Raw genomic sequence first — 17,572 nt, 5'->3', positions numbered from 1 at the left:
TGCAAGGTCAAACCGGCCTCGACCGGCCCTACTCGCTGGTCGGCGGGGCTCCCGCCGCCCGCCGCCCGCTGCGCCGACGCGGTGTGCGCGTGACCGTGACAGCGGGTTCGGCGGACGGTGCAGCGACCGTCGTGACCGGTTCCGTGTTCTGCTCCACGGTGACCGCCTCGGGCACCACCGCAGTCGGTGCTGCGGGGCGCCGCACCGCGCGACGACGGCGCGGGGTCGTCTTGACGACCGGCTCGGCAGGTTCGGGTTCCGCATGCTTGGATTCCGCAGCCTTGGATTCCGCAGCCTTGGGCTCGGCAGCCTTAGTCTCGGCAGCCTTGGTCTCAACAGGCTTGGTCTCACCAGCCTTGGGCTCAACAGGTTTGGTCTCGGCACGCTTGGTTTCCGCAGGCTTCGACTCGACAGCCTTGCCTTCGCCGTCCTCTTCGTGGTGCGCCATCGCACGGAACAGCGGATGGTCGGCTGCGGGCTTGTGCGGCGCCGCCTTCTGCGCATCCTTCGATTCGGTCTTCTGCTCCGACCGCTGGTCGCCGCCCGACGAGGCAGCCGGGGCGGCATCGCCGCGACCGCGCTTGCGACGCGAGCGCCGACCGCCGGAGTCACGCGACCCGTCGTCGGACGGGCGGACCTCGACAGGGTTGGCATGCACGATCACGCCGCGACCCGAACATGCGGTGCAGGTGGTGGAGAACGCCTCGAGGAGTCCTGTACCCAGACGCTTGCGCGTCATCTGGACCAGCCCGAGGGACGTCACCTCGGATACCTGGTGCCGGGTGCGGTCGCGCGCCAGCGCCTCGGTGAGCCTGCGCAGCACCAGATCACGGTTCGACTCGAGCACCATGTCGATGAAGTCGACGACGATCATGCCGCCGATGTCGCGCAGACGCATCTGCCGCACGATCTCCTCGGCCGCCTCCAGGTTGTTGCGAGTGACGGTCTCCTCGAGGTTCCCGCCCGACCCGGTGAACTTGCCGGTGTTGACGTCGACGACGGTCATCGCCTCGGTGTGCTCGATGATGAGAGTGCCGCCCGACGGCAACCAGACCTTACGGTCGAGCGCCTTGGCGAGCTGCTCGTCGATGCGGTGCACGGCGAACGAATCCGGTGCGTCGGCATGCGCCTTGCTGAATTCGTCGACGCGTTCCATCAGATCCGGTGCGACGTCCTTGACGTAGCCGGACACCAGCTTCCACGCTTTGCCGCCTTCGACGACCAGCTTGGTGAAGTCCTCATTGAACAGGTCGCGGACGACGCGGACCAGCAGATCGGGCTCCTCGTACAGTGCACGAGTAGTGCCCGAACCCTTGGCCTTGTGCTCGTCTGCGGACGACTCGATGCCCTTCCACTGCGCTTCCAGTCGTTTGACATCCGCCGCGAGCTCTTCCTCGCTGACGCCTTCGGACGCGGTGCGGATGATCACTCCCGCCCCGTCGGGCACCACCTTCGACAGGATCTGCTTGAGCCGCTTGCGCTCGGTGTCCGGCAGCTTGCGGCTGATGCCCGTCGACGATCCGCCCGGGACGTACACGAGGTACCGGCCCGCGAGCGAGATCTGCGTGGTGAGACGCGCACCCTTGTGACCGACGGGGTCCTTGCTGACCTGAACCAGCACGCTGTCGCCCGGCTTGAGCGCCTGTTCGATCTTCCGGGACCGTCCGTCGAGGCCCGCAGCCTCCCAGTTGACCTCGCCTGCGTACAGAACGCCGTTCCGGCCACGGCCGATGTCGACGAACGCCGCCTCCATACCGGGCAGCACGTTCTGCACGCGGCCCAGGTAGATGTTGCCGACCATCGACTGCGAGGTCTCGGTGGTCACGAAGTGCTCCACGAGCACTCCGTCTTCGACGACCGCGACCTGCGTGTAGTCCTCGGTCGGTGCATCGTGCTCGTGGGAGGTCATGGAGCCGTTGGCGCTGCGCTCGCGCACCACCATCACACGTTCGACGGATTCGCGGCGTGCCAGGAACTCAGACTCGGTCAGGATGGGCGGACGGCGGCGGCCCGCATCGCGCCCGTCGCGACGGCGCTGGCGCTTGGCCTCCAGCCTCGTCGATCCGGAGATGCCCTGAACCTCGTCACGCGCTCGCTTGGCGCGCGGCTCGCGTTCGTGAACGACGGTGTTCGGCGGATCGTCCGAAGTCTGGTCATCGCCATCTCCGCCACCACGTCGACGACGGCGACGCCGACGGCGCTTGCTCGTCGGAACGGAGTCGTTCGACGAGTCTCCTGAGTCATCGGAACCGGATTCCGAGTCGGACTTGTCGTCGGACTTACTCTCAGTCGCGTTCTCGCCGGACTTCTGGTTCTGACCGTTCTTGCCCTGGTCGTTCTTGCCCTGGTCGTTCTTGTGCTGACCGTTCTTGCCTGCGCCCTTGGCGTCGTCCTTCTTGGCGTCGCCGTCCGTGCCCTCAGCGCTCTGGTCGCTGCCGCTCTGGTCGCTGCTGTTGTGGTCGCTGCCGCTCTGGTCGCTGCTGTTCTGGTCGCCGTCGTTCTGATCGCCACGACCACGACCGCGGCCACGGCGGCCACGGCGCCGACGACGTGCACGGGAGTCTCCACCGTCATTACCGTCGTTGCCGCCGTTATCGTCACCGCCCGACTCATCGGCGGGCGTCGGATCGGCAGGCTTGTCGACGCTTTTCTCAGCGGACCGGTTCTCTGCAGACTCGGTCTTCGCAGACTTGTTCTCTGCGGACTCGGTCTCCGCGGGCTTGTTCTCCGCAGGCTCGGTCTCCGCGGGCTTGGCCTTCTGCCCCTTGTTCCTGCTGGTGTTCCCCTTGGCCTTCGAATCATCGGCTTCGGGAGCAAGGAAGAGCGGCGCAGCCGCGTCGTCGGGCGCGGAGGCCGAAGTGGGCTCGACGGTCTCCACCGCTGAGAAGAGCGACGGAGACGCAGCACTCGCCGCACTCGCCGGCTTCTCAACGTGCGGCGTCTCGGCCTTCGGCTTCTCGGCTTGCGGGGTCTCAACCGGCCCACCGAGTCGCTGTGCGACGGCGAATGCGTCATCGCGCGAAATGGATGACTGCGCGGTTCGCGCAGTCACCCCCATCTCTCCGAGATGCGTGAGCACGTCCCGGCTGGTGGAACCCAGCATTCGGGCTAATGCGTGCACGCGGAGTCGAAGGGGAAATTGTTCCGCCGTGAGGTTCGCCGATTCGGCGTTCTCCGGCGACCCGTTATCGGTCACGTGGTCTCCTCGAGACCCCCGGGCGCGTCGCATTGAACGACGCGGCCACGCGAGGGCCTTCCCAATGTGTGCCGGCCGTTACGGCCGGGTGTTGTGTGGTCTTCGCGTCTGCGATCGACGCCTTGCTGTGACGGTCCCCTCACGACCACCGCACTCCCGGACCTTGTGAGGTCACACGGGACGCGGGCGGGTCGTGAGCCTTCCGCCGAGTCCTCGGAATCAAAGCGTGACGCCGCGAACCTTTTCAAGTATCCCACACGTGCGGCCGTGAACCGCACTCCACTGGAAATCGCCCTCACGCGCCGCGTCGCGAGGGAAGTGAATCAGGAGCTCAGCGAGGGAAACCAGAGCCCGATCTCGCGGGCTGCCGACTCGGGAGAGTCCGAGCCGTGCACGAGGTTGAACTGGGTCTCCAGTCCCAGGTCACCGCGAATGGTGCCCGGTGTCGCCTTGTCGACCGGATCGGTGCCGCCGGCGAGCTGACGGAATGCAGCGATCGCGCGGGGACCTTCGACGACGGCCGCAACGACCGGTCCGGAGGTGATGAATTCCAGGAGCGAACCGTAGAAGGGACGCTCAGCATGTTCGGCGTAGTGCTCGCCGGCGAGTTCGGCCGACACCGTCCGCAGTTCGAGTGCCGCCAGGGTCAGGCCCTTGCGCTCGATCCGGGAGATGATGTCGCCGATGACGCCGCGCTGCACACCGTCGGGCTTGATGAGTACGAGAGTCTGTTCAGTCACCAGCACACTGTAACGACTCGGCGGGATCCTGACGCGTCAGCGGGGGCAGTATTCGCGTTCGACGGCGAAGAACCCGTAGTTGAACATGCCGCCCTGCTCGAGCGGCGGGTTCACGATGACCTGCAGACACGCACCCGGATTCTCAACCGCCGCATCGAGTTCGAGGCCGAGGTACTCGGCCATCTGCTCGTTCGACTTCCGATCGGTAGGCGGTGACGGAAGGTTCGAGATCACGTCCTCCGGCTTGCGGTCGGCAAGCCAACGCGTGCTCTGCGGCGTCGCCGTGTACCCGATAGCTCCGTCTGCGACCGGCATCGGCGCGTTGGGTTCCACCTTCACCTCGGACGTGCTGGGTGTCGAGGTACTGGGTGTCGACTCGGTCGGTACCGCGTTCGCGGTCGCCGGAGCAACCAGCGGAATCACCAGCGCAGCGCTCAGTGTGACGAGCGGAACGGCTCCCGCAGCGATACGACGCAAACCCATTGAGCACACTCCTCCTGGCCACTCGGAGTTGAGCGGCTCGACGAATCCCGAGTGTAACTGACGGTACCGGGCGATCCGCGACTCTACTGCTGCTGACTGGGCAGCTGCCCCTTCTCGATCCGTCGCGCCACGTCGCGCCCGAAGTAGCCGATGTAGCACCAAACGCACAGGAAGATCACGCCGATCACGGCGATCGACCAATGGAACACTCCACCGGCGATCAACACCACCTGCAGCCCCAGGATCACCGGTAGCGCGTGCTGCCGTCCGCACTTGCCGGACGCGACGATGAAGATCAGCGTCATCACGCCCAGGAACAGGCCCGACGCCCAGGTGACTCCCCCGCCCAGCCGGGCGACGATCGGGAAGGCCAGCAGCACCACGATCACCTCCAGAATCAGGGTGCCTGCCATCACGCCGCGGAAGCCCTTCCACGGATCGGTCGCTGGCGGGTTGATCTGGCCGGTCATGACGGGTCCTTTGCGAACAGTGTGCGGCCGGCACCGGCCGTGACGACCGATCCGGTGATGATCACGCCGGCACCCGATACAGTGCCGCTCTCGCTCTCCTCGGCGAGGCCGATGGCGGCCTCGACGGCGTCGGGCAGGAACGGCTCGATCACGACCCGGTCCTCACCGAAGATCGGACGTGCCACGTCCGCGAGGGCCTCGGTGTCCATGGCGCGAGGAGAGCCGTTGTTCGTCAGCACCACGACGTCTAGGACCGGTTCGAGTTCGGCGAGAAGTCCGCGTGCATCCTTGTCGGCGAGCACGCCGACCACCCCGATGAGCCGCCGGAAGTCGAATTCGTCCGTCAACGCACGCACGAGGGCCCGCGCACCGTGCGGATTATGTGCAGCGTCGGCGAACACACTCGGTGCGTTCCGCAGCCGCTCCAGACGCCCCGGTGTCGTCACCTCGGCGAATCCGGCACGCACCGAGTCCAGGTCGAGCTTGCGGTCAGCACCGGCACCGAAGAACGCCTCGACGGCGGCCAGTGCGAGCGCGGCGTTCTGTGCCTGATGGCCGCCGTGCAGTGGGAGGAACACCTCGTCGTACACGCCGCCCAGACCCTGGATGGTGAGCATCTGCCCGCCCACCGCGGTAGCCGAGCCGAGGACGGTGAACTCGGAGTCCTGACGGGCCACGATGGTCCCCGCATCGACACTCGCCCGCAGCAGCACATCGGCCACCTCGGGTTCCTGGGGCGCGATGACCGTGACCGGGTCGTTCGGAATCACGGCATCCGCCGGTCCCGCGTTGATGATGCCGGCCTTCTCCCCCGCGATCGCCGTCAAGGTGTCGCCGAGGTAGTCCGCATGGTCCATCGCGATCGGAGTGATGACGGCGACCTGCGAATCGATCACATTGGTCGCATCCCAGCGACCGCCCATCCCGGTCTCCACCACCGCCACCTCGATGGGCGCCTCGGCGAACGCCGCATAGGCGATCGCCGTCAGTACCTCGAACTTGCTCATCCGGGGGCCACCGTGCGCCGTCGACGAGTCGTCGACCATGGTGATGAACGGTTCCAGCTCACGGTAGGTGTCGACGTACAGTCTCGGTGAGATGGGCTCGCCGTCGATCGCGATCCGCTCGGTCACCGACTGCAGGTGCGGGCTGGTGATCCGCCCGGTGCGGCGGTGGAAGGCGCGGAGCAGCGAATCGATCATCCGCGTCACCGAGGTCTTGCCGTTGGTGCCTGCGACGTGAATCGCCGGATACGCGTTCTGCGGGCTGCCGAGGAGTTCGAGCAGCGCGTTGATCCGGGTCAGCGAAGGCTCGATCTTCGTCTCCGGCCAGCGCGTGTCGAGCTCGACCTCGACGGCTGCGAGCTCGGCGAGGTCCTCGGGCGATGACGGGCGCACCGAGCTCATCAGGCACCCAGCCCTTCGAGCTTGGACTTGAGCCTTTCCACCTCGGCCTGTGCGAGATCGCGCCGGGACTTGATCTTCTCCACGACGGCGTCGGGCGCCTTCGAGAGGAACTGCTGGTTACCGAGTTTGCCCGACGTGCCCGCGAGTTCCTTCTCGGCCGCAGCCAGATCCTTGGCGGCACGCTTGCGCTCGGCCTCGACGTCGACGGTTCCCGACGTGTCGATGGCAACGGTCGCGGTGCCCGACGACAACCGCACCTCGACGGTCGCCGTGGCCGCGAACCCCGCCTCGGCGGGCTCGAGCCGTGCCAGTGAATCCAGCTGACCGCGCAGCTCGGCGAGACCCGCCTCCGGCAGGCCGTCGACGGTCGCCGTGACGCGCTGCCCCGGCTTGAGTCCCTGGTCGCTGCGGAAACGGCGCACCTCGGTGATCAGCTTCTGCAGATCCTCGATGCGCTGCGCCGCCGTCGAATCGGGCTGGACGCCCGAAGGCGCGGGCCACTCGGCGATCACCGCGGACTCGGCGCCGGTGAGAGTCGTCCACAGCACCTCGGTCACGAACGGCATCACCGGAGACAATGCGCGCAGCAGCTTGTCGAGCACGGTTCCCAGCACCAACGCGGTCATCTCGGCGCGAGTGCCCCCGTCGGCCACCTGGACCTTCGACAGTTCCAGGTACCAGTCGCAGACCTCGTCCCAGGCGAAGTGGTAAAGCGCCTCGCACGCTTTGGAGAACTCGTAGCTCTCGAATCCGGAGTCGACGTCCGCGAGCACCTCGTCCAGCCGCCCCAGGATCCAGCGATCGGGGACGGTGAGCTCGGCACGATCGGGCAGCTCCCCGACCCGGGCACCGTTCATCAAGGCGAATTTGGTGGCATTGAACAGCTTGGTGGCGAAGTTCCGTGAACTCTGCGCGTGCGATTCGCCGACGGAGATGTCGCTTCCCGGATTCGCGCCGCGCGCGAGGGTGAAGCGCAGCGCGTCGGCGCCGAACCGCTCGACCCAGTCGAGCGGGTCGATGCCGTTGCCCTTCGACTTGCTCATCTTGCGGCCGTGCTCGTCCCGGACCAGACCGTGCAGGAACACGTCGGCGAACGGCACCTTCGCCACGCGGCCACCGAACCCACCGTCGTCGAGACGGCCGACGTACGTGCCGAACATCATCATCCGCGCGACCCAGAAGAACAGGATGTCGTAACCGGTCACCAGCACCGACGTCGGATAGAACTTGTCGAGTTCGGCGGTCTTGTCCGGCCAGCCCATCGTCGAGAACGGCCACAGTCCGGACGAGAACCACGTGTCCAGGACATCGGAATCCTGTTCCCACCCCGCCGGCGCCGTCTCGTCCGGTCCGAAGCACTCGACCTCGCCGTCCGGCCCGTACCAGATCGGGATGCGGTGCCCCCACCACAGCTGCCGCGAGATAGTCCAGTCGTGCATGTCGTCGACCCACGCGAACCAGCGCGGCTCCTGGCTCGTCGGATGAATGACGGTGTCGCCTCCGCGAACGGCGTCACCCGCGGACTTCGCAAGCGACGACACGTCGACCCACCACTGCATCGACAGCCGCGGCTCGATCGGTTCGCCTGCCCGCTCGGAGTGCCCGACGCTGTGCAGGTACGGGCGTACCTCCTTGACGATGCGCCCCTGCTCCGCGAGCGCCTCCCGCACCGCGACCCGGGCCTCGAAGCGGTCCAGTCCGTCGAACTGCGTTCCGGTGCCGGTGACGGTGGCGACCTCGTCCATGATCGTGATCATCGGCAGGCCGTGACGCTGGCCGATCGCGAAGTCGTTCGGATCGTGCGCCGGAGTGATCTTGACTGCGCCCGATCCGAATTCGGGATCGACGTAGCCGTCGGCGATCACCGGGATCTTCCGGTCGAGGAACGGGTGCTCCAGTTCGGTGCCGATCAGATCGCGGTACCGCTCGTCGTCCGGGTGCACGGCGATCGCCGTATCCCCGAGCATCGTCTCCATGCGCGTCGTGGCGACCACGATGTGGGGCTGCGCGTCATCGAGCGAACCGTAGCGGAACGACACGAGCTCACCCTCGACGTCCTCGTACTTGACCTCGATGTCGGAGATGGCGGTCTGCTGGGCGGGCGACCAGTTGACCAGACGCTCGGCGCGGTAGATGAGTCCGTCGTCGAACAGCTTCTTGAAGATGGTCTGCACGGCGCGGGACAATCCCTCGTCCATGGTGAACCGGTCGCGACTCCAGTCGACGCCGTCGCCCAGACGCCGCATCTGCCCCTGGATGGTGCCGCCCGACTCGGCCTTCCACTTCCACACGCGCTCGATGAACGCCTCACGACCGAGTTCCTCGCGGCTGGTTCCCTCCGCTGCCAACTGCTTCTCGACGATCGTCTGGGTCGCGATCCCCGCGTGGTCCATACCCGGGAGCCACAGCACCTCGAACCCCTGCATGCGCTTGCGGCGCGTCAGGGTGTCCATCAGCGTGTGGTCGAGCGCATGCCCCATGTGCAGCGAACCGGTCACGTTCGGCGGAGGCAGCACCACCGAGTATCCGGGCTTGTCGCTCGTCGCGTCGGCAGTGAAGTATCCGGCGTCCACCCAGCGCTGGTAGAGGGCGGCTTCGTGCTCGGACGGGTCCCAGGATCTGGGGAGGGCGTTGGTCAGCTCGGGATTGCTCACCCCTCGATCTTAGGTAACGCGCGAAGCGTGCAAGCGGTGCAGGTCCTCCGGGGCGTCGACATTGGTCAGCCAGTCCTCGTCACTGACCCCGATGCGCCGGGTGACGACCGCCTCCACAGCCGCGACCATCCGCAACTCTCCCGCGTCTACCAGCGACGACAGCGCGTCCGCCGCACTCGTGCGATAGACGCCCGCGAGCGGGTGATCCCGCTGGCCGTCACGGGCGATGACCGCATCGGTCGACGGAGTGAGGCCTGCGAGCAGTTCGTCGACCAGACCGGCCTGCACGAGCGGCATATCGGTGGCGCACACGAAGGCGACCTCCACGCCCGCGTCCGCGGCCGCACGGAGTCCGGCCACCAGCCCGCCGAGCGGCCCCGAGTCCTCGGCCTCGTCGGTCACCCAGTGGAGCGGGGAGCCGTCCGCCAGCGTCGTGTAGGCCTGCGACGCTGCCGGCGCGGCGACGAACACCGGTGCGCACCGCGCACTGATCGCATCCGTGATGCGGGTGAGCATCGACACCCCCTCCCATTCGAGGGCGGCTTTGTCCTCTCCCATTCGGCGAGATCTTCCGCCCGCGAGGACGATTCCGGCGACTGCTCCGTCGTTGCTCATGCACCCAGTGTGGCCAACGCGAGCGGCTCCCGCGCCGGAATGGCGCGGGAGCCGCATGCGGTATTACTCGATCAGCCGATCAGGCGGACTTCTCCGCCTGTGAACCGTCATCCTTACGCGGGACGACGGTCGGCAGCACGTTGTCGCTCACGGTCTCGCCGTTGACGACGACCTTGGCGACGTCGTCACGACTCGGGATGTCGTACATGACGGGCAGGAGGACTTCCTCCATGATCGACCGGAGACCACGCGCACCGGTACCCCGATGGATCGCCTGGTCGGCGATCGCCTCGAGCGCGTCCTGAGTGAACTCCAGCTCGACGTTGTCCATGTCGAACAGCTTGGTGTACTGCTTCACCAACGCGTTTTTCGGCTCCGACAGGATGGAGACGAGCGCCTCCTTGTCCAGGTTCCGCACCGAGGCGACCATCGGCAGCCGGCCGATGAACTCCGGAATCAGACCGAACTTGATCAGATCCTCGGGCATCACCTCGGCGAAGTGGTCCGTCGTGTCGACGTCGTTCTTGCTCGTCACATCGTTCCCGAATCCGATGCCGCGCTTGCCGATCCGCTCGGCGACCACCTTCTCCAGGCCCGCGAACGCCCCGGCCACAATGAACAGGACGTTGGTCGTGTCGAGTTGAATGAACTCCTGGTGCGGGTGCTTGCGACCGCCCTGCGGCGGAACGCTGGCCTGGGTGCCCTCCAGGATCTTGAGCAGCGCCTGCTGCACGCCCTCACCCGACACATCGCGGGTGATCGACGGGTTCTCGCTCTTGCGAGCGACCTTATCGACCTCGTCGATGTAGATGATCCCGGTCTCCGCGCGCTTGACGTCGTAATCCGCCGCCTGGATCAGCTTCAGCAGGATGTTCTCGACGTCCTCACCCACGTAGCCGGCCTCGGTGAGCGCAGTGGCGTCCGCGATGGCGAACGGCACGTTGAGCATCTTCGCGAGCGTCTGCGCAAGGTACGTCTTGCCGCAACCGGTCGGGCCGAGCATCAGGATGTTCGACTTCGCGAGCTCCACGATCTCACCCGCGCGGTCCTTCTTCTCCCCCGCTTGGATGCGCTTGTAGTGGTTGTAGACCGCGACGGCCAGCGTCCGCTTGGCCGTGTCCTGCCCCACCACGTAGTTGTCCAGGAAGTCCCGGATCTCGGCGGGCTTGGGAAGCTCGTCGAGCTTCACATCACCGCTGGTCTCCGCGAGCTCTTCCTCGATGATCTCGTTGCACAGGTCGATGCACTCATCACAGATGTAGACACCCGGCCCAGCGATGAGCTTCTTGACCTGCTTCTGACTCTTTCCGCAGAAGGAGCACTTGAGGAGGTCACCGCCGTCTCCCATTCGCGCCATGTGGCCACACCTACTTTCTCGTGACACGCGTCACCATGAACGGTACCCGCGCTTCGTGTCCTCGACGAACCGAACACGGCAGTCTCGGAGATTGAACAGCGAACGTCGCCGTGGCTACCGGCGCGCGGACTTCTTGCGGTAGTCGAAGACCTCGTCGATGAGGCCGTACTCCTTGGCGTCCTCCGCCGTCAGAATGTTGTCGCGGTCGGTGTCCTTGCGGATCGTCTCCGCATCCTGTCCCGTGTGGAACGCCAGAATGTCGTCGAGGCGCTTCCGGATGCGCTCGATCTCGGCCGCCTGGATCTCGAGGTCGGACACCTGCCCCTGGTAGGCACCGCCGGTGCGCGGCTGGTGGATCAGCACGGTCGCGTTCGGCAGGGCCGCCCGCTTACCCGGCGTGCCGCCGGCCAGCAGGATCGCCGCTGCCGACGCAGCCTCGCCCAGGCACACGGTGACGACGTCGCAGTGGACGTACTGCATCGTGTCGTAGATGGCGAGCATGTCGGGCACGCTGCCACCCGGCGAGTTGACGTACATAGTGATGTCACGGTCCGGGTCCTGGCTCTCCAGAACCAGCAGCTGCGCCATCACGTCGTTCGCGACGGTCTGGTCGATCGGCGTGCCGACGAACACGATCCGCTCCTCGAACAGCTTCGCGTACGGATCGTACTGACGCTGTCCGTTCGGGGTGTTCTCGATGAAACTCGGGAGGATGTAACGAGCCTGGATGCTCTTGAGCGCGAGCGCCGCGTCCGGGATGCCCGCGCGCACTTCGGCGGGAAGCGAGTTGTTCATGTTTTCTCCGTAACCGGTGAAGATGTGTGGACGGTTGATGCGAGCGTCGATCAGGCGCCCGGACGAGCAGCGGTGGTCACGACGTGGTCGACGAAGCCGTACGCCTTGGCCTCCTCGGCCGTGAACCAGTTGTCGCGATCGGCGTCGGCTTCGATCGTCTCGAGGGGCTGACCGGTGAATTCGGCGTTGAGCCGGTTCATCTCGCGCTTGGTGGCCGCGAACTGCTCCGCCTGAATGGCGATGTCGGCGGCGGTGCCGCCGATGCCCGCAGACGGCTGGTGCATCATGATGCGCGCGTGCGGCAGCGCGTGGCGCTTGCCCTTGGTTCCCGCTGCGAGAAGGAACTGCCCCATCGAGGCCGCCATGCCCATCGCGTACGTCGCGACGTCGCAGGGCGCGAGCTTCATGGTGTCGAAGATCGCCATACCGGAGGTGACGCTGCCACCCGGCGAGTTGATGTAGAGGTTGATGTCCTTGTCCGGATCCTCTGCGGCGAGTAGGAGGATCTGCGCGCACAGACGGTTGGCGATCTCGTCGTCGACCTGAGTGCCCAGGAAGATGATCCGCTCACGCAGAAGCCGTTCGAAGACCGAATCGGTCAGGTTCAGGCCGGCGACGCCCGAGCTCATCGAGGGTGTGTGGAGATTGCTCACTGGTTGTCCCAATCTGTCGAAATGATGACCGTCCCACTCATGAAGGTGAAGGCGTCCCCCACCCGAGGGTGTTCGGTGTTGCTACCGAGGTTAATCACTCGGGGGCCCCTATTTGTTCCGGTGACACCCCTTATTCGCTCACAGCGGAACGATGCGACGGTTCGTCCTTGCAGAAAGCGCCAGCCGGGACGGAGGTATCCGTCCCGGCTGGCGCGGTGTGCCCGTACGGGCGGATGCATCACTCGTCGGCGTCGGCGGCCTTCTCGTCGGCATCTTCAGCGTCGGCCTCGGCACCGCCGAAGAAGGCGTCGGTGTCGATGACGTCGCCGTTGGCGTCGACGACCTTCACCTGACCGATGATGTTCGCGAGCGACTTGTTACGGCGCACATCGGCGTACAGCGCGCCGATCTGGTTGGCGTTCTGCAGCTGCTGGATGAACTCCTGCGGTGCCACACCGTAACGCTGCGACTGCATCAGGATCTGCTGGGTCAGCTCGTCCTGATCGACCTCGGTGCCCTCGGCGTCGGCCACCGCGTCGAGCAGCAGCTGCGTGCGGACCGACTTCTCGGCCTCGGTGCGGCTCTCGGCGTCCCACTCCTCGCGCGACTTGCCCTGCGCCTCGAGGAACTTGCCGACCTGCTCGTCGTCGTGACCGAGAGCGTGAACCAGCTGGTGCTGGACCGCCTCGACCTCGTCGTCGATGGTCTTCTCCGGCAGCGGGAACTCGACAGTCTCCAGAAGCTCCTCGAGGACCGCGTCGCGGATGGCGCCCGCCTGCTCGTACTTCTTCGATTCCGAGACCTGGTCGCGAAGGCTCGCGCGCAGCTCCTCGACGGTGTCGAACTCGCTGGCGAGCTGAGCGAACTCGTCGTCGACCTCGGGAAGCTCGCGCTCCTTCACCGAGTTGACGGTGACCGTGACCGCAGCTTCCTCGCCGGCGAACTCGCCCGCGACCAGCGTGGTGGAGAAGTCGGCCTTCTCACCGGCCTTGAGTCCCTCGATCGCATCCTCGAGTCCGTCGACCAGGTCGCCGCTGCCGACCTCGTGCGAGAGTCCCTCGGTGGTCGCTTCGTCGACGGTCTTGCCGTCGACGGTGGCGACCAGGTCGATCGAGACGAAGTCACCGGTGGTCGCTCCCCGCTCGACACCCGCGAGGGTGCCGAAGCGCGCGCGCAGCTGCTCGAGTTCCGTCTCGACATCTGCGTCCGCGACCTCGATCGGGTCGACCTCGACCGACAGGGTCGAGTAATCGGGAAGGCTGATCTCGGGACGAACGTCCACCTCTGCGGTGAACTTGACCGGCTCGCCGTAGACCAGTTCGTCCACATCGATCTCCGGCTGGCTGATCGCCTTGATGTCGCCTTCGGAGACAGCCTCCGAGTACTTGGCGGGAAGGGCGTCGTTGACGACCTGCTCCAGAATCGCCTGACGTCCGACGCGCGCCTCGATCAGCTTGGCCGGAGCCTTGCCCGGACGGAATCCGGGAATCCGGATCTGCTGGGCGAGGGACTGGTAAGCCCGGTCGAAGTCACCGGAGAGTTCCTCGAACGGGACCTCGACATTCAGCTTGACTCGGGTCGGGCTCAGCTGCTCGACGATGCTCTTCACGGCTTGATTGCTCCTTATATCTACGTACGAGTCATAATCCGTCGGGATGACAGGATTTGAACCTGCGACCCTCCGCTCCCAAAGCGGATGCGCTACCAAGCTGCGCCACATCCCGGGGTCGTGCCCAGACGCGGGCACAGCCGATCCCACATAGTACGGCCCGCGCCCCACAGGACACGAACCCGGCACCGGTTTTGATCATTGGTGAACCACTGCGGTAATGTTCCGCATCGCACGACGAAGTGCAACGCGGGTGTAGCTCAATGGTAGAGCCCTAGTCTTCCAAACTAGCTACGCGGGTTCGATTCCCGTCACCCGCTCGGCAGCGGCCGGAGAGTGTTCCCACTCTCCGGCCTCACTGCTTTTTGCGGCCGAGACCGCCGCGAACCCGGCACCATACGACTTTCCGTGCGTTTCGGATTGGCACAGTTGCAACAGTTGTGTAACGATGGCGAGCGAGCGTCCACGGGGGTGGCGTGTCGTTACGGACGAACGAAGGTAGAAAACGACGTGTTCAAGAACAAGACTGCAGGCCGCGCTGCGCGCGTGGCCGCCATCGCGCTGAGCGCGGCGACCCTGAGCGTCGGTGTTCCCGCTGTAGCGGATGCGGCACCCGTCACCATCATTCCGGGTATGCCGCCGGTCGAGGTTCCGGAGCTCCCCAAGGCGCCGAATCTTCCGATCCCCACGCCTCCGCAGCAGGAGAAGAAGACTCCTACGCCGAAGCCCAAGCCGAAGCCCAAGCCCAAGAGCACCACTCCGGAGAAGCCGGCCGCACCGGCGATGCCGAACGTGAAGTCCGAAACCGGATACGTGGCGCTCGCGGTCGACGGTGAGCACCAGATCTACTGGTGGAAGAACGGCGACTTCATCAAGAAGATGCCGATCTCCATGGGCACCGACAAGCACCCGACCTCCAACGGCGTGTACCACACCAAGGAGAAGTACCGCGACATGTACATGGACTCGTCCACGTACGGCGTGCCGATCGACTCCCCTGAGGGTTACCGCACCTACGTCGAGTACGCGACCCGCATGTCCTGGGACGGCATCTTCATCCACGCCGCTCCCTGGTCGGTCGCACAGCAGGGCTCCTCGAACGCCAGCCACGGCTGCATCAACGTGAGCACTGCGAACGGCAAGTGGATCTACGACAACGTCGGACGCGGCACTCCGATCGTGGTCCGCGGCACCAGCGGCGGCCAGTACAACGGAACATAACCGCCGACGCGGAGACAACGCTGAAACGCCTCAGCGTACGACCGGGCCCCTTCCGACTTCATGTCGGTAGGGGCCCGGTCCCGTCGGTAGGTTCAACTCGCGGGCTGCAGCCGGCGTTCTCCGGAATTGTGCGACTCCAACCGCTCCCCCATGGTGACCTGCACCTGCATCCACTCGGCGAGGTACTCGCACCCGGTGGTGTCCGGGTCGGTGAGAGGTGCGTGCCGGTAGGGCTCCTCGGCGTACGACACGTGGCGGCCACCGCCACGGTTGAGGATCGGCCGACTGCCGATCCGGATCTGCGGTGGCAGATAGCCCCGCAACTCGCGCGCCGCATTGCCCAGACGGTGAAGATCCCGTCGCCACTGGCTCGGCGACACACTCGTGCGAGCCGCGTTCTGCATGCGGTCGGAGAGTACGGCCCCGCGCATGGCGCTCATCCAGCGACGGACGTGCGACACGGACAACGAGTCCGTCAGGTCGGCGATGTCGCGTATCAGCGAGTCCTCGGTGGCATTGCAGATCATGTCGTCCGCCGCACCGACCCAGCAGGCTGGGACGTCTCCGGGAAGCGGGGCCCCGGGGCCTGCCACTCCCCAGCCCAGGCATCCGTCGATCACACCGGGCGGCTGATTCGGGTCGGCGACGAATCCGACACTCGCCACCTGATCGACTAGCCGGGCCGCGGACGGGTGCGAGAGCAGAGTCCGGATCACCGCGGCACCCTGCGAGTAGCCGATGAGCATGACGGGGCCGTCTGTCTCCCTGATCGCCGAGGCGAGTCGGCCGACGCCGAACGCCACGCTGTCCACGTAGGCCAGCCCGTGCCGTCCGGCCGTCGGGCCGTAGCTGGCCGGGTACCCGACCCAGCGAGCGGCGAACCGGTCGTCGAGCCGGTCGGTCACCGCGGCCAGCATTCCGGTGACATGAGTGCGGGCGTCGCCCGGATAGGACTCACCGGTGCCGCCTACGGCGAGAACCGTGATCGGTTCGGGTGCGGTCTCCATGCCTCCACCATGCGCCCCGATACTGACAGCAGCGCCGTGCCCCTGCTGAGCGGTCCCTGAGAATCAGGTCTGACAGGCAGGGCACCAGAACAGGTTCCGGGCCGCCATCTCGGCGTGGGCGATCGCGGTACCGCACTGTCTGCACGGCTCCCCCGCACGCCGGTACACGTATGTGCGCGGCCGGTCCGGTGCGTAGGCCGGAGCGCCGTGATCGTCCTCCGGACGCACCACATGCATGCGGCCGCGCCGCACCCCGATCGGCATCAGGTGAAGGAGGTCGGCCCAGAACTCGTCGAATTCCACCCGGCTGATCGAGGTCCCCGGCCGGAACGGGTCGATTCCCGCACGGAACAGGACCTCGGCGCGATACACGTTGCCGACACCCGCTATCACCTTCTGGTCCATGAGAAGGGCTCCGATGGCGCGACGCGACCGGGAGATCGCCCGCCATGCGTCCGCGGGTTCGGCGTCACGGCGCAGCGGATCGGGTCCGAGACGCGCGATCAGCGCCTCGAGGTCGGCCGGGGTGAAGAGTTCGCAGGCGTTGGGACCGCGAAGGTCCGTGCCGATCTGCTGACCCTCGATGCGCATCCGCACCTGACCGGTCGGTGCGCCCATCGGGCTCGGCTCCTCGCTGAACGCGCCGTAGATCCCGAGGTGGATGTGAACGATCGAGCCGTCCGAGTACTGGTGGACGAGGTGCTTGCCCCATGCCTCGGCCCGACGGAACACGAGGCCGTCGAGCCGACGTGCCTCGTCCGTGAACCGGCCCTGCGGGCTGCTGATGCGGACCGATCGTCCGCCGAAGTGCCGTTGCTGCCGGCGTGCGAGCCGGTGCAGCGTGTGTCCCTCGGGCACGGTGCCCGGTCAGGTCAGCGCGGCTGCGCGGGAAGTTCCGGCGCGACGCCGGTCGCCTCGTACTCGGCCAGAATGTCAATGCGACGCTGGTGGCGCGCCTCGTCCGACCACTCGGTGGCGACGAAGGCGTCGACGATGGCGAGCGCTTCCTCGCTGCTGTGCATGCGTCCGCCGAGGCCGATCAGCTGTGCGTTGTTGTGCTGGCGTGCGAGCTGTGCGGTCTCGGCGCTCCAGGCGAGTGCGCACCGTGCGCCCTTCACCTTGTTCGCCGCGATCTGCTCACCGTTTCCGCTGCCACCCAGGACGATTCCCAGGCTCCCCGGATCGGCGACGACACGCTCGGCGGCCGCGATGCAGAACGCCGGGTAATCGTCCACGGCGTCGTACTCGTGGGCTCCGCAATCGACGACATCGTGACCGTTCGACCGCAGGTGATCGGCGATCTCGTTCTTGCGTTCGAATCCGGCATGGTCGGCACCGAGGTAAATGCGCATGACGCCCACTATAG

At 66.4% G+C, this 17,572-nt stretch carries 15 protein-coding genes and 2 tRNA genes; 2 read left to right on the top strand and 15 right to left on the bottom strand.

All coding sequences use genetic code 11. The features are described 5' to 3' along the window. Positions 1-28: 28 nt before the first annotated feature. The 12 genes from FO044_RS05600 to FO044_RS05545 all read right to left on the bottom strand — a co-directional run bounded on the left by FO044_RS05600 (position 29) and on the right by FO044_RS05545 (position 14,093). The gene (locus tag FO044_RS05600) at positions 29-3,196 is read right to left on the bottom strand and encodes a translation initiation factor IF-2 N-terminal domain-containing protein (protein ID WP_143965405.1); all 3,168 of its coding nucleotides are present in this window, start codon (positions 3,194-3,196) and stop codon (positions 29-31) included. A gap of 323 nt (positions 3,197-3,519) precedes the next feature. After that, positions 3,520-3,936 (bottom strand): nucleoside-diphosphate kinase, encoded by a 417-nt coding sequence (gene ndk, locus FO044_RS05595; protein WP_132993696.1) that lies wholly within the window; start codon positions 3,934-3,936, stop codon positions 3,520-3,522. 36 nt (positions 3,937-3,972) lie between these two features. Next, complete coding sequence (locus FO044_RS05590; RefSeq protein ID WP_132993697.1) at positions 3,973-4,419, bottom strand: hypothetical protein; 447 nt, start codon at positions 4,417-4,419, stop codon at positions 3,973-3,975. Between the two features lie 83 nt (positions 4,420-4,502). Then, entirely contained in the window at positions 4,503-4,889 is a 387-nt protein-coding gene (locus FO044_RS05585; RefSeq protein ID WP_143965404.1) for a DUF4233 domain-containing protein, read from the bottom strand. Next, the gene (gene folC / locus FO044_RS05580; RefSeq protein WP_143965403.1) at positions 4,886-6,295 is read right to left on the bottom strand and encodes a bifunctional tetrahydrofolate synthase/dihydrofolate synthase; all 1,410 of its coding nucleotides are present in this window, start codon (positions 6,293-6,295) and stop codon (positions 4,886-4,888) included. The genes FO044_RS05585 and folC overlap by 4 nt, the downstream gene beginning before the upstream one ends. After that, positions 6,295-8,949 carry a valine--tRNA ligase gene (locus tag FO044_RS05575; protein WP_143965402.1) on the bottom strand — a complete coding sequence of 885 codons (2,655 nt, stop codon included), beginning with the start codon at positions 8,947-8,949 and terminating at the stop codon, positions 6,295-6,297. The genes folC and FO044_RS05575 overlap by 1 nt, the downstream gene beginning before the upstream one ends. Before the next feature lie 9 nt (positions 8,950-8,958). After that, positions 8,959-9,564, bottom strand: a complete 606-nt coding sequence (gene mobA, locus FO044_RS05570; protein ID WP_143965401.1) for a molybdenum cofactor guanylyltransferase — start codon at positions 9,562-9,564, stop codon at positions 8,959-8,961. 79 nt (positions 9,565-9,643) lie between these two features. Next, complete coding sequence (clpX, locus tag FO044_RS05565; RefSeq protein ID WP_132993702.1) at positions 9,644-10,921, bottom strand: ATP-dependent Clp protease ATP-binding subunit ClpX; 1,278 nt, start codon at positions 10,919-10,921, stop codon at positions 9,644-9,646. Positions 10,922-11,035: 114 nt separating this feature from the next. Beyond that, positions 11,036-11,716 carry an ATP-dependent Clp protease proteolytic subunit gene (locus tag FO044_RS05560; RefSeq protein WP_132993703.1) on the bottom strand — a complete coding sequence of 227 codons (681 nt, stop codon included), beginning with the start codon at positions 11,714-11,716 and terminating at the stop codon, positions 11,036-11,038. 50 nt (positions 11,717-11,766) lie between these two features. Further along, the gene (locus tag FO044_RS05555) at positions 11,767-12,345 is read right to left on the bottom strand and encodes an ATP-dependent Clp protease proteolytic subunit (protein WP_132993704.1); all 579 of its coding nucleotides are present in this window, start codon (positions 12,343-12,345) and stop codon (positions 11,767-11,769) included. Between the two features lie 262 nt (positions 12,346-12,607). Continuing rightward, positions 12,608-13,978 (bottom strand): trigger factor, encoded by a 1,371-nt coding sequence (gene tig / locus FO044_RS05550; RefSeq protein ID WP_186290592.1) that lies wholly within the window; start codon positions 13,976-13,978, stop codon positions 12,608-12,610. A gap of 41 nt (positions 13,979-14,019) precedes the next feature. Next, a tRNA-Pro gene (locus tag FO044_RS05545) sits at positions 14,020-14,093 on the bottom strand. A 134-nt stretch (positions 14,094-14,227) separates the two neighbouring features. Between FO044_RS05545 and FO044_RS05540 the strand changes: the two genes are divergently transcribed. After that, positions 14,228-14,298, top strand: a tRNA-Gly gene (locus FO044_RS05540). A 190-nt stretch (positions 14,299-14,488) separates the two neighbouring features. Next, positions 14,489-15,199: a L,D-transpeptidase gene (locus FO044_RS05535; protein WP_132993705.1), complete on the top strand. Its 711-nt coding sequence runs from the start codon at positions 14,489-14,491 to the stop codon at positions 15,197-15,199. A gap of 92 nt (positions 15,200-15,291) precedes the next feature. Here the strand turns inward: FO044_RS05535 and FO044_RS05530 are convergent, their stop codons facing one another. From FO044_RS05530 to FO044_RS05520, 3 genes are all read right to left on the bottom strand, one after another. Continuing rightward, entirely contained in the window at positions 15,292-16,206 is a 915-nt protein-coding gene (locus FO044_RS05530; protein WP_143965399.1) for a PE-PPE domain-containing protein, read from the bottom strand. Between the two features lie 63 nt (positions 16,207-16,269). Then, positions 16,270-17,064, bottom strand: a complete 795-nt coding sequence (locus tag FO044_RS05525) for an Fpg/Nei family DNA glycosylase (RefSeq protein WP_132993707.1) — start codon at positions 17,062-17,064, stop codon at positions 16,270-16,272. Between the two features lie 14 nt (positions 17,065-17,078). Beyond that, entirely contained in the window at positions 17,079-17,558 is a 480-nt protein-coding gene (locus FO044_RS05520; RefSeq protein WP_143965398.1) for a ribose-5-phosphate isomerase, read from the bottom strand. Positions 17,559-17,572 lie beyond the last annotated feature (14 nt).

Source organism: Gordonia zhaorongruii (assembly GCF_007559005.1).
Classification (GTDB): domain Bacteria; phylum Actinomycetota; class Actinomycetes; order Mycobacteriales; family Mycobacteriaceae; genus Gordonia; species Gordonia zhaorongruii.
The sequence above is the reverse complement of the archived record's forward strand: the minus strand, read 5'-3'. Positions and strand labels throughout refer to the sequence as shown.